Genomic DNA, 11,670 nt, shown 5'->3' with positions numbered 1-11,670 from the left:
GGACGGGTCAAGGACGGGGCATTACAGTCCGAGACGGGAGAGGGGGCGTGATGGCGCTGAACAAAAAGAGGTCCCGACGGATCACCGTCGACGAGACCGAGTACCGCTGGCGAATCCGCAGGAAGCCCTCCTACATGCAAGGGCTGTGCTGGATGCCGCTGACTTTCGCGGTGGAAATCGCCGGTGCCGACCAGCCCGGCACGACCTTGGTCGTCACCAGTGGGCAGCCGCATCCCAGCAACTGGTTCGACGTCGAGGCAGAGCCCATCCGGCCGGCTGACGTCGCCGCGAGCATCCGCGAGGCACGAGCGCAGGGCTGGAATCCGACGAGCGCTGGGACACCCTTCATGCTCGACCAATCAGCGGGATTCACCCCCATGCCATGAGCCTGCGACCAGCTGCGAGGAGCCTTCGAGGCCGCGCAATCGTAAGTTCACCGCTTGCCGAAGAACGAGTCCGCCCTGACTTCTGATGCCAGCCGCGAGGAAATGCCAGCCGCCCTGAGACAGGAGCAGGTGGGAACAGCGTGAGGCAGCCCGAAAAATCGCCGGTCAACGCAACGCTTAATGGCAAGAGCGGCGAGAGCCTACAGGAGCGCCGCCGCGAGCGCGGGGGAACACCGGCCGGGGTACGGGGGACTTACGGCGCCCGCTCGGCGGCGGGGCGGTGACGGTCCGGGGCGGGCGTCGCTAGGGTGGGCCGATGACAGCGATCAGGAAGGTACAGGTCACCTTCGACTGTGCGGAACCCGAGCGTCTCGCCCGCTTCTGGTGTGAGGTGCTGGGATACGTCGTGCCACCGCCGCCGGAGGGTTTCGCCGGCTGGGACGAGTACAACGACTCGCTGCCGCCCGAGCGCCGGGACGCGGACTTCGCCTGCGCCGACCCCACGGGGGTGGGGCCGCGGCTGTACTTCCAGCGGGTTCCCGAGGGCAAGGTCGTCAAGAACCGCGTCCATCTCGACGTGCGGGTCGGCACCGGGCTCGTGGGTGAGGAGCGCCTCGCCGCACTCGAAGCCGAGTGCGCGCGCCTGGTCGAGCTCGGCGCGGTCCGCGGCGAGCTGCTGCCCGCCGATGAGGAGAACGAGTCCTGCATCACGATGCGGGACATCGAGGGCAACGAGTTCTGCCTGGACTGACCGGCCCGGCCGCGGGGGCTCGGTGGAGCGGTCCTGGCCTGTGGGTCCGGGCCGAAGGGCGGTGAACGCCCTTCGGCCTAAGGCCGTAAAACGGGCCCAGGACGGTGGCCGGGGCGCGGCTCACTCCGTCAGGGGCAGACATTCGGCGAGCAGGTTGACGATGTCGCGCCAGGCCCGCTCGGCGTGCAGCGGGTGGTGGCGCACGCCGGGGAGCACGGTGTGCTCGACCGAGGGATGGTGGAAGGCGTGCTCCGCGCCGCCGTAGACCACCAGACGCCAGTCCACGCCGGCGGCCTGCATCTCGGCGGTGAAGGCCTCGCGTTGCTCGGGAGGCATGATCGGGTCCTCCGAGCCGACCCCGGCCCACACGGGACACCGGATGCGGGCGGCCTCGCCCGGTCGGCCGGTGGTCACCGCGTTGACCGTGCCGATCGCGCGCAGGTCGACGCCGGCCCGCCCCAGCTCCAGGGCGATGGCGCCTCCGGTGCCGTAGCCGATGGCGGCGATCCGGTCGGGATCGGTACGGGGTTCGGCCCGCAGGACGTCGAGTGCCGCGTGGCCGATGTCCCGCATCCGGTCGGGGTCGGCGAGCAGCGGGGTCACCCGCGCCAGCATCTCCTGGGGGTCGGTGAACCAGCGTCCGCCGTGGAGGTCGAAGGCGAGCGCCACATAGCCGAGTTCGGCGAGGGCATCGGCGCGGTGGCGCTGCACGTCGTTGAGGCCGGGCCCTTCGGGGCCGAGCAGGACCGCGGGCCGGGGCCCGGTGCCGGCGGGGAGTGCGAGGTGCCCGAGCATCGTCAGGCCGTCGGCCGGATACGCGACCGTGCGGGTGGTGACCGTCGTCATGGGACCGGACTGTAGTGACGGGCCGGTTCCGGCCGGGCTGTTCTTCACTGCCGGCAGAACGCCGGAGGCGAACGGACCGGCACCACGACCGGTGCCCGGTCGCCAGGTCTGTGCTGCGTCCGTCGTGTCGTCGTGGCTTCGGTGGTGTCGCGTGGCATCGGGGGCCGTCCCGGGTCGCCGCTCCGAGCCGTGGGCCGTCGAGGGGGTGGCGGACGGAAGGCGACGCCGTGGCGTCGGCGGGGATGTGTGCGGAGTCGGGCATCCCGGGCGGGTGCGGATGCTGCCCCACGGGTTGGCAGGCGCCGGACGCGGGTGGTCGCCATCGCGGTTTCACGTGAAACGGGGGCTCGGAGCGGTACGGCCGGTGTGTTCGCGTTTCACGTGAAACCGGGGACGGGGAGAAGCGAGGCGGAGCGCGTTTCACGTGAAACACCGCCCCGGTCGAGGCGCCGGGCGCGACAACGGCCCGGCCCGGTCGCGGTGACGAGCGGGCCGGGATGTTCGGCAAGAGGCGGGCCGCCGGCCGGGGTCAGCGGACGGTCATCAGAATCGCGGCGGTGACCCCGACGGTGATGATGACGCCGCGCAGCACGGTCGGGGAGAGCCGGCGTCCCACCCGGGCTCCCAGCGCCCCGCCCAGGATCGATCCGGCGGCGATCACCCCGGCCACCGCCCAGTCCACGTCGGCGACCGCGATGAAGACCACGGCGGCCACGCCGTTGACGATGGCGGAGAGAACGTTCTTGGCGGCGTTGAGCCGCTGGAGGTCGTCCTGGAGGAAGCTGCCGAAGAGCCCCATGAGCAGCACGCCCTGGGCGGCGCCGAAGTATCCGCCGTAGACGCCGGTGCCCAGGACGCCGCACCACATGGGCACCCCGCCGTCCTGGCGGCGCCCGGAGCTCTGCCGTTCCTTCATCCACCGGTTCAGGCGTGGCTGGAGCAGCAGCAGGACGCAGGCGATGATGATGAGAACCGGCACCACCGCGTCGAAGGTCTTGTCCGGCAGTGCGAGGAGCAGCAGGGCGCCGGTGAGGCCACCGAGGAACGAGCCGGCACCCCAGCGGATCAGCCGGTTGCGCTGGCCCTTGAGTTCCCGGCGGTAGCCGTGGACGGCGCTGAGTGCCCCGGGAACCAGCCCGATGTTGTTCGACACATTGGCCACCACGGCCGGGTAGCCGAGAGCGAGCAGGGTGGGGAAGGTGATGAGGGTGCCGGACCCGACCACCGCGTTGATCCCGCCGGCCGCGATCCCGGCGGCGCCGATGGCCGCGAACTCCAGTGCTTCCACACCGACACCTTCCGACGACGCTTCCCCGGGTGCGGACCGGGGCTCCGGTCGTACCCAAGCATGAGGGGCCCGGTCGGCACCCCGGAGGGTTACCGCCGTGGTCGGCACCCGTCCAACCGCTTCAGCAGGTCCGGACTGCCGTGGTGAGGTGGCTGGACGGGTTGCCGCCTGGGCCCGCACCGATCGTCGTCCACGGGGAAAACCCAAGTCAATCCTCGGGTTTCCTTGCAGAACCCCAAGTGATCACTTGACGTCGGGGCCGCGTCGAGGAGTTCAGGTGGAGGAAACGCTCAGGTCAGGACGTCGGAGAGCTCTTCGAGCAGCCGGCGCTGGGAGCGTGCTCCGACCATGGAGCGCACCGGCTCGCCGTCGCGGAAGAGCATCAGGGTGGGGGTGGACAGCACCCCGTACGCGACGGTGATCGCGGGATTGTGGTCCACGTCGATCGTCACCACCTTCAGACGGCCGGCCTCCTCCTGGGCCATCCGGGTGAGGACCGGGCCGAGCTGTCGGCACGGGCCGCACCAGGCGGCGGTGAACTCCACCAGGACCGGTCGGTCGGACTCCAGGACCTCCTGGGCGAAGGTGGCGTCGGTGGCCTGCACCGGCCGCGAGGTCCCGGGTGCCCGGGCCGCCGCGATCCGCGACGTTGCTGCTGCCGTCATCTGTCGGCTCCTTCGGGGTGGGTGGCCCGCTGCCGGCTCGTACCGGGCAACGGAACACGCGTTCGGTTGGATGTGAGTTCGCAGAGCGGTTCGGTGCCGGCCGGGGCGCGGGACGCGGCGTCCAGTGCCGCTCGGGCCCGTACCGCCTGGTCGAGCTGGGCGTCGACCTGCTCCCGGATACGGGCGAGCCGGTCCATGCACGCGTCGATCTCGGCCAGCTTGCGCCGGTAGACATCGAGCGAGGCCGGGCAGGAGTCGCCCGCGGGGTGCCCGGCGCGCAGGCATTCCACGAACGGCCGGGTCTCCTCCAGCTCGAAGCCGAAGCTCTGCAGGGTCCGGATCTCCCGGACCAGCCGCAGGTCCTCCTCGCCGTAGGTGCGGTAGCCGTTCCCCGCGCGGCGGGCGGGAAGCAGCCCCAGGGACTCGTAGTGCCGCAGGGTGCGGGTGGTGGTCCCCGCCCGTTCGGCCAGCTCTCCGATCCGCATGCCCCGACGGTAGACCTTGACGTGGACGGCAAGGCCAGCCGCCGGCTCCGCCGCCGTGGCGGGGTCACGGGCGGCCTGCCGGGGCGGGGCGGGGCGGGGGCCGAGAGGCGGAGGGGTGCGGGGGGCGTCGCCCCGCGGGCCCGGGCATCCGCCGGCCTACGGGCCCGGACCTCCGCCGGGCGGGCGGTGCGCCCCCGGCCGGCTGCCGGGGCGCACGGGCCTGCCGGAGCGCACGGGCCGCGCCATAGGGTGCGCCCATGACCACTGATGACGCGTTCACCGAGCTGCTTCCGGAGACCCGGCGCGCCCTGCTGCACCGGATCGCCGTGGCGCAGTCCCGGGGCCGCACCCCCTCGCTGGCCGCCGCGGTCGTCCGGGACGGCCGCACGGTGTGGACCGGGACGCGCAGCTGTGTGGACGGGCACGCGCCGGACGGCGACACCCAGTACCGCATCGGCTCGCTGACCAAACTCTTCGTCGCCGTGCTGGTCCTGCGGCTGCGCGACGAGGGGCTGCTCGACCTCGACGATCCGCTCGGCCGCCACCTGCCCGAGCCGGCGGTGGCGTCCGACCTCACCCTCGCACAGCTGCTGACCCACACCTCCGGGCTGGCCGCCGAGACCCGGGGGCCCTGGTGGGAGCGGACCCCCGGTGACCTCCGGCCGGAGATCACCGATCTCCTCGGCGACCCGCCCCTGCTCCACCCGGCCGGGCGGCGCTTCCACTACTCCAACCCCGGGTTCGCGCTGCTCGGCGCGGTCGTCGAGGAGGTGCGCGGCGCGCCGTGGGACGAGGTGCTGCGCCGGGAGGTGCTGGGGCCGCTGGGGATGCACCGTACGACCCCGGAGCCGCGGGCACCGCACGCCGGGGGCTGGGCGGTGCACCCGTTCGCCGATGTGCTGCTGTCCGAACCGCCCACCGCGACGGGCCGGATGGCCCCGGCCGGCCAGCTCTGGTCCACCACCGACGACCTGGGCCGCTGGGCGGCATTCCTCCTCGACGGCGACGACCGGGTGCTCTCCGCGAGCACGCTCGCCGAGATGCGCACCGCCACCGCCGTGCCGGACCGCGACCGGGACCGCGACTGGGGGCTGGGCATCCAGCTGGTCCGGTCCGGCGGGCGGGACCTGTTCGGCCACGGCGGCTCCATGCCGGGCTTCCTGGCCCAGCTGTGGATCAGCGAGCGGGACCGGCTCGCCGCGATCGTGCTCGCCAACGCCACGTCCGGCCCGGCGGTGGGGGCCACCGCCGCCGACCTGATCGGGATCGTCGCCGAACGGGAGCCACGCATCCCGGAGCCGTGGAAGCCGCTGACCGAGGTGGACCCGGATCTGCTGGCGCTGACCGGTCTCTGGTTCTGGGGCACCTCCGCCTTCGCCCTGCGGCTGCGCGCGGACCGCGAGCTGGAACTGACGATGCTGGACGGGCCGTCCGCCCGCAGCGCGCGGTTCCGGGCGGAACCGGACGGCACCTGGACCGGCCTGGACGGTTACTACGACGGCGAGAAGCTGCGGGTGGTCCCCGGAGAGGGCGGCTTCGGTGCGCCGGACACCCACCTGGACGTGGGCTCGTTCGTCTTCACCCGCCAGCCGTACGGACCGGGGGAGCTCATCCCGGGCGGAGTCGACCCGGAGGGCTGGCGCGCCCTGTGACAGGGCGGCCCGACGGAACGGCGCGGGGGCCGGGACCGAGGTGCCCACGAGCGGAGCGGACCGGCGCGCTCAGGGACGGAGGCGCCCGGGACCGGTCCGGCCCACCGGTGGTGAGGGGGCGGAAGGCGGGCTGACGCCGGCTCGGGTCCGGCGCGCCCCGCCGGACCCGAGCCGGCGGAGGAGCGGGAGCGGTGGGGTTCCGTGCGGGTCCCGTCGCCGCCGGCCGGCGCCACGGAGCCCGTACGTCCCACTCCGGGCGCGCCGTGCTCCCGGCCCCGGGGCCCGTTGGCGGCTGCGCCGCGCCCCGGGCAGGCGGCCCGTGCGCCCCTACCGCAGCCGGCCCGCACCCGGGCAGGAAGCGCTCGGGCGGTCCTTCGGCTTCTTCCGTCTCTCGCGGAACTCGTGCGGAACGGAGAACGACCGGAAGCGGACTTTCTCGATCCGCTTCTCTCGCGGTTTCTTTCCGCCTAGAATTGAGATACCCCACCCGCTTGGACGATGTGGAGCCGATACTCCGGTTGTTCGTGCTCCGCCGAGGAGGCCCGTAGGTGACGGCCGAGAACGAGACGCTTCGCTCCGACGCCAGACGGAACCGGGCCCGCGTGCTCGATGCGGCCCGATCGGCTTTCGCCGAGGGAGGGCTGACGGTCCCTCTGGGAGAGATCGCCCGGCGCGCCGGGGTCGGCGCGGGTACGGTCTACCGGCATTTCCCGTCCAAGGAAAGTCTGTTCCAGGCCGTGGTGGAGGAGTCGGTACGGAGATTCGCCGCGGAGGCACGCCAGTTGGCCCGGTCGGCGGACCCGGCCGGAGCATTCTTCGGTTTCCTGACCGGAGTTGTGGAGAGGTCGTGTGCCGACCAAGCGCTGCGTGAGGCGCTGGGCGCACTCACCGAGGCGCCCTACCGGTGGCGCAGCGACGCCCTGGAGGAGCTGGGTGCCGCCCTGGAGGTGCTGCTGACGCTCGCTCAGGAGGCGGGCGCGGTGCGGGCCGACGCGGACATCGCCGACATCAAGGCCCTGCTGGTCGGTGCGCTGGTGATGGAGCGGCACCGGTCGACCGCCGGCGGTCCGGGCAGAGCGGTGGCGATCGTCTGCGACGGTCTGCGCCGACCGGGGCGGGACACGGACGCGTCCCTGCCGCCCCAGCGGTCCATCGTGACGAAACCCCGTCAGTCGCACAGCCCACGTAACGGAACCGGGAGCGGATTCCGTAACGAAACCCGGCCGTGGACCTGTGAGGTGTGCGGGGGGCCGATGCGACCCGCGCGCACCGGCCGGCCGGCCCGGTTCTGCGGTGCCGCATGCCGGCAGAAGGCGCACCGCAGACGGGTGAGACAGGACGGCGCGTCGTCCGCCTGAGCGGAGCGGTCACCGGGGCGGGGCACCCTCCGGCCCGCCGCCCGCCCGGCCGGTCGAACGGGTCTGTTTCGTGACAAGTGGACTCCCCGGCGACGGCCGCCGGCGTGGTCCGCCGTTCCGGTTCCGGAGTGTCGGCGATGGGGCGCCGGGAGCGTCGTACGGCACCAACGGCGTTGCCCGACAAGGTGGGTGACGTTATGTCACCTGCGTGGGTGGAAGGTCTTGGAGGCACGCCCCGCCGTTCCCGGGGCCCGGCCGGCCCCCGCTGGTCGCTCCGGAGCCGGCGGCTCGTCCGCACAGCGGACGGCGACGGTTCCGCCGCATCGGCCCCCGCCTCGGCCTCGGCCGTGCGACCGCGGCCGGGCGATTCGCGTCGGGTGAACCGCGGCCGGGCGGCTCGCGTCCGGGTGAACCCGGCTGGCGATTCACGCCCGAGTGAGCCGCGGCCGGGCGTGCCCGGTCCGGTCCCGGGCCGGGACGGGTCAGGTCAGGTCAGCGCGAGCTTGAATCCGACGTGCGACGCCTCGAACCCGAGACGTTCGTAGAACCGGTGGGCGTCGGTCCGGGTGGCGTCCGAGGTGAGCTGGACCAGGTGACAGCCCTCCTGGCGGGAGGCCTCGACGGCCCACTCGATCAGCAGGGTGCCCAGGCCGCTGCCCCGGTGATCGGCGTGGATGCGGACGCCTTCGATGACCGAGCGGGTGGCGCCGCGCCGGGACAGCCCCGGGATGATCGTCAGCTGCAGCGTGCCGACGGTCCGGCCCTCGTGGACGGCGACCACCAGCCGCTGGTTCGGGTCCTGGGCGAGGCGGTCGAAGGCGGCACGGTACGGGGTGAGGTCGTCAGGGGATTCCCGGCGGGCTCCCAGCGGGTCGTCGGCCAGCATCGCCACGATCGCGGGGAGGTCGTCCGCCGTGGCGGGGCGTATCTCGAAGTCGCTCATGGGCGGAGCGTAGACGGTACGGCCGGCGTGACCGCGGCACCGGGAGCCCCGTTGCCGCCGGGGTGCCCGGGTGGCGCCGGGTACCCCGGTGGCTCCCAGGGTCACTCCGGTGGTGCCGGTGGCTTCGGCGGTGGTGGGGCGGCCGTGCCGGCCCGGTGGCCCGGCCGGCGTGCGACAGGGGCCGGCGGTGGGGGACCGTACCGGCCCGCAGCAGCGCGGAGGCGGCACGGCGGGTGCCGGGGCGCGGCCGGAGCGCGGCGCCGGTCACGGTTCCCGGCCACGGGTCGACAGCCGCGGCCGGGACCGACCGTCCGGCGACCGACGATCCGGCGACCCGACGGGCGGCGGGTCCGGTTACGCGGGCGGGTCCAGCGACTCCACCACGGCGACCAGCGGAGCCAGCTCGGGGCGTTTGGCGGCCTCCCGGAGGGCCTCCCGCAGCGCCGCCTCGTTCGTCGGGCGGGCCTCTTCGAGGAGCTGGAGCCCGGCCTCGCTGACATCGGTGTAGATGCCGCGCCGGTCGGTCGGGCAGATGTAGCGGGAGAGCAGCCCGCGGTCCTCCAGCCGCCCGACCAGCCGGGTGGTGGCGCTCTGGCTCAGCACGACGGCGTCGGCGAGCTGGTGCATCTGGAGGTGGCCGCCGTCGCCGTCGTGCTGGTAGCTGAGCACGTCGAGCACGGAGAACTCGCGGACGCTGAGCCCGTGCGCGGCCTGGAGGGCGCGCTCGACGTGGGACTCGATCCGCCCGTGCAGGGAGGACAGGGCGCACCAGCCACGGGCCAGGGTCGGCGGCCCGGGACGGGTGTCCGGTGTCTGCGGCATGGGTGCCTCCTCGGGTGTCGCACCACCGGCGGGTGCCGAAGCCGTACGTCAAGGATAGGTCAGAGCGAAATAGACGTACTTGCCGATAGGCGGCGTACGCAAGTATCGTCGCACGCAGCAAACATCTACGTGCAATTACATGGAGGGCTTCCTCATGCCCCTCGCCCTGCTGGCACTCGCGATCGGCGCCTTCGGCATCGGTACCACCGAGTTCGTGATCATGGGGCTGCTGCCCGAGGTCGCGGACGACTTCGGGGTCTCGGTGCCGCTGGCGGGATACGCGACCACCCTCTACGCGCTCGGCGTCGTCCTCGGCGCACCGCTGATGACCTTGCTCGCCACCCGGCTCACCCGGAAGCAGATGCTCCTGCTGCTGATGGGGATCTTCATCGTCGGCAACGCGCTCACCGCCGTCGCCCCGGCCTTCGGCCTGCTGCTCGCCGGCCGGGTCGTCGCCTCCTTCGCGCACGGCGCCTTCTTCGGGATCGGGTCGATCGTCGCCGCCGGTCTGGTCGCCCCGGAGAAGCGGGCCGCGGCGCTCGCCACCATGTTCACCGGGCTGACCCTGTCCAACGTGGTCGGGGTGCCGCTCGCCACCTGGCTCGGCCAGCAGTTCAGCTGGCGCGTGACCTTCCTGGCGGTCGCCGGGCTCGGGGTGATCGGCCTGCTGGGGGTCGCCGGGCTGGTCCCCGCGCAGCGCGAGCGGGCCGCCTCCCGGCTCGGCAGTGAACTGGCCGTCTTCCGCAACCCGCAGGTCGGCCTGGCGATGCTGATCACCGTGCTGGGCTTCGGCGGCGTCTTCGCGGCGGTGACCTACCTCGCACCGATGATGACCGAGGTCGCCGGGTTCTCCGAGTCGTCGGTGACCTGGCTGACGGCCGCCGTCGGGGTGGGGATGTTCGTCGGCAACCTGGTCTCCGGGCGCCTGTCGGACCGGGCGCCGATGCCGATGCTGTACGCCTCGCTGGGCGGGCTCGCCGCGTCGCTGGCCCTATTCACCTTCACCGCCCACCACAAGGGCGCCGCCGTGGTGACGCTGGTGCTCATCGGTGTCTTCGGTTTCGCCACCGTGCCGCCGCTCCAGCAGCGGGTCATGGAGCAGGCCGCCGCGGCGCCGACGCTGGCCTCGGCCGGCAACATCGCGGCCTTCAACCTCGGCAACGCGATCGCCGCCTGGCTCGGCGGGCTGGTCATCGCCGGCGGCCTGGGCTACCCGGCCGTCAACGTGGTCGGCGCGCTGATGACGGTCTCGGCGATCGGCATCACCGGCTACGCCACCCGCCTGGAGCGCCGGGCCGCCCGCGGCGGACGGCTGGTGGCGGGCGGCGGTCCCGCCGGCCCCGCGCACCCGGCGGCGAACCGGCCGGCGGACGAGACGGCCGCGGTCACCACCCGCTGACCCGGCCTCCCGCGCCGGCACGGCGGCCGGGGCCGGCACCCCGGGGAGACCCGTACCGGCACGGGGGCGGCCGGGGCCCCGGCGGAGGTGAGGAGGGCCGGTCACGACGCCGTGGCCGTGGTCGTGGTCGTGGTCGTGGCGAAGCCGGTCACGTGGTCGTGGCCGTGGTGCGGGGGCCGGGCCGGCGCCCGCGCGCGGTCCGGCCCCACGGCTTGAGTACCGAGATGACCGTCATGAACAGATAGGCGCTGGTGGAGACCGCGGGGGCGGCGACCAGGTCCGCGAAGAGCGGTACCGCCTCGCCGGCCCGCAGCCGGTCCACCTCGGCCGCCGCGTGATCGATGCCGGACCGGAGCGCGAAGATGGACGCCCCGGTGGTCGCCAGCGTCAGCCAGAACTTGGTCCACACCCACCGGTACCGGGCCAGCCCCCACGGCGTACCCAGGGACAGCACCACGCCGCTGGTCAGCGTCAGCAGGCTGACCGGCACGATCAGCCAGTCACCGAAGATCTTCATGGCGCGGTACGCCGCGGCCCCGGTCCCGGGGGAGTCGGTGGCCGCCCCGGTGATGCCGAGGACCAGCAGGCACAGCGAGAGGCCGAGCCAGGACACGGAGGCGGCGATGTGGCCGGCCAGCAAGGCCCGGCGGGCGGGCCGGGACAGCTGGGCGCCGCGCCAGGGCGGTCGGCGGTCGGCGCGGTCGGCGACGTCGGTCGGTCGGTGATCGGCGCGGTCCGCGATGTCGGTCGGTCGGTTCGCGTTCGGCTGCATGTCCCCACGGTCGCGCCGGGGGCGCCCCGGCCGCGTCTTCCCGCGGGAGTATCCGGCGGTACGCGGATGTGAGTACCCGGTACCCGCCCCTCCCGGCCGCCGGGCGCGACCGGACCGCCGGCCCCCTGCCGATCACCGCTGCCCGCCGTGGACCGGACCGCCGGCCCTGCCCGGTCACGGCTGTCAGGGCGGCCACGACGGCCCTGCCGGCCATGGCTGTCGGGACGCCCATCGGACCCGCCCGTCAGGACGGCCACGACGCCCCGACGACGCGACCCGTACGGCCGGCCTCGCGAGTGCTTC

At 73.7% G+C, this 11,670-nt stretch carries 12 protein-coding genes; 5 read left to right on the top strand and 7 right to left on the bottom strand.

The annotated features are described in order from the left end of the window. Positions 1-50 precede the first annotated feature (50 nt). Positions 51-386, top strand: a complete 336-nt coding sequence (locus tag IHE55_RS14535) for a hypothetical protein (protein ID WP_197989415.1) — start codon at positions 51-53, stop codon at positions 384-386. A 316-nt stretch (positions 387-702) separates the two neighbouring features. Further along, a complete protein-coding gene (locus IHE55_RS14530) occupies positions 703-1,137 on the top strand; it encodes a VOC family protein (RefSeq protein WP_197989414.1) in 435 nt (144 codons plus the stop codon). 120 nt (positions 1,138-1,257) lie between these two features. On the opposite strand, the gene IHE55_RS14525 is transcribed toward IHE55_RS14530, so the two are convergent. From IHE55_RS14525 to IHE55_RS14510, 4 genes are all read right to left on the bottom strand, one after another. Next, complete coding sequence (locus IHE55_RS14525; RefSeq protein ID WP_197989413.1) at positions 1,258-1,983, bottom strand: dienelactone hydrolase family protein; 726 nt, start codon at positions 1,981-1,983, stop codon at positions 1,258-1,260. A 529-nt stretch (positions 1,984-2,512) separates the two neighbouring features. Beyond that, a complete protein-coding gene (locus tag IHE55_RS14520) occupies positions 2,513-3,271 on the bottom strand; it encodes a sulfite exporter TauE/SafE family protein (protein ID WP_197989412.1) in 759 nt (252 codons plus the stop codon). Positions 3,272-3,561: 290 nt separating this feature from the next. Continuing rightward, positions 3,562-3,936, bottom strand: a complete 375-nt coding sequence (trxA, locus tag IHE55_RS14515; protein ID WP_197989411.1) for a thioredoxin — start codon at positions 3,934-3,936, stop codon at positions 3,562-3,564. Then, positions 3,933-4,421, bottom strand: coding sequence for a MerR family transcriptional regulator (locus IHE55_RS14510; RefSeq protein WP_197989410.1), 489 nt, complete (start codon positions 4,419-4,421; stop codon positions 3,933-3,935). Before IHE55_RS14510 ends, trxA begins: the two co-directional genes overlap by 4 nt. 257 nt (positions 4,422-4,678) lie before the next feature. Here IHE55_RS14510 and IHE55_RS14505 point away from each other — a divergent pair, with 257 nt between their 5' ends. Then, positions 4,679-6,073: a serine hydrolase domain-containing protein gene (locus tag IHE55_RS14505; protein ID WP_197989409.1), complete on the top strand. Its 1,395-nt coding sequence runs from the start codon at positions 4,679-4,681 to the stop codon at positions 6,071-6,073. Between the two features lie 548 nt (positions 6,074-6,621). Further along, complete coding sequence (locus IHE55_RS14500) at positions 6,622-7,431, top strand: TetR/AcrR family transcriptional regulator (protein ID WP_197989408.1); 810 nt, start codon at positions 6,622-6,624, stop codon at positions 7,429-7,431. Positions 7,432-7,918: 487 nt separating this feature from the next. On the opposite strand, the gene IHE55_RS14495 is transcribed toward IHE55_RS14500, so the two are convergent. Further along, the gene (locus IHE55_RS14495; protein WP_197989407.1) at positions 7,919-8,374 is read right to left on the bottom strand and encodes a GNAT family N-acetyltransferase; all 456 of its coding nucleotides are present in this window, start codon (positions 8,372-8,374) and stop codon (positions 7,919-7,921) included. Between the two features lie 354 nt (positions 8,375-8,728). Further along, entirely contained in the window at positions 8,729-9,196 is a 468-nt protein-coding gene (locus IHE55_RS14490; RefSeq protein WP_197989406.1) for a MarR family winged helix-turn-helix transcriptional regulator, read from the bottom strand. Between the two features lie 154 nt (positions 9,197-9,350). Between IHE55_RS14490 and IHE55_RS14485 the strand changes: the two genes are divergently transcribed. Continuing rightward, complete coding sequence (locus IHE55_RS14485; protein WP_197989405.1) at positions 9,351-10,595, top strand: MFS transporter; 1,245 nt, start codon at positions 9,351-9,353, stop codon at positions 10,593-10,595. 148 nt (positions 10,596-10,743) lie between these two features. Here the strand turns inward: IHE55_RS14485 and IHE55_RS14480 are convergent, their stop codons facing one another. Then, entirely contained in the window at positions 10,744-11,367 is a 624-nt protein-coding gene (locus IHE55_RS14480) for a DUF2269 domain-containing protein (protein WP_232265565.1), read from the bottom strand. Positions 11,368-11,670 lie beyond the last annotated feature (303 nt).

The organism is Streptomyces pactum, from assembly GCF_016031615.1.
Lineage (GTDB): Bacteria > Actinomycetota > Actinomycetes > Streptomycetales > Streptomycetaceae > Streptomyces > Streptomyces pactus.
This window is presented reverse-complemented; position numbering and strand designations above follow the sequence as displayed.

Excerpts from the sequence above, each read along its gene's own strand:
- IHE55_RS14505 (WP_197989409.1), top strand. The coding sequence starts at position 4,679 with ATGACCACTGATGACGCGTTCACCGAGCTGCTTCCGGAGACCCGGCGC.
- IHE55_RS14535 (WP_197989415.1), top strand. The coding sequence starts at position 51 with ATGGCGCTGAACAAAAAGAGGTCCCGACGGATCACCGTCGACGAGACC.
- IHE55_RS14485 (WP_197989405.1), top strand. The coding sequence starts at position 9,351 with ATGCCCCTCGCCCTGCTGGCACTCGCGATCGGCGCCTTCGGCATCGGT.
- IHE55_RS14525 (WP_197989413.1), bottom strand. The coding sequence starts at position 1,983 with ATGACGACGGTCACCACCCGCACGGTCGCGTATCCGGCCGACGGCCTG.
- IHE55_RS14510 (WP_197989410.1), bottom strand. The coding sequence starts at position 4,421 with ATGCGGATCGGAGAGCTGGCCGAACGGGCGGGGACCACCACCCGCACC.
- IHE55_RS14490 (WP_197989406.1), bottom strand. The coding sequence starts at position 9,196 with ATGCCGCAGACACCGGACACCCGTCCCGGGCCGCCGACCCTGGCCCGT.
- IHE55_RS14480 (WP_232265565.1), bottom strand. The coding sequence starts at position 11,367 with ATGCAGCCGAACGCGAACCGACCGACCGACATCGCGGACCGCGCCGAT.
- trxA (WP_197989411.1), bottom strand. The coding sequence starts at position 3,936 with ATGACGGCAGCAGCAACGTCGCGGATCGCGGCGGCCCGGGCACCCGGG.
- IHE55_RS14495 (WP_197989407.1), bottom strand. The coding sequence starts at position 8,374 with ATGAGCGACTTCGAGATACGCCCCGCCACGGCGGACGACCTCCCCGCG.
- IHE55_RS14530 (WP_197989414.1), top strand. The coding sequence starts at position 703 with ATGACAGCGATCAGGAAGGTACAGGTCACCTTCGACTGTGCGGAACCC.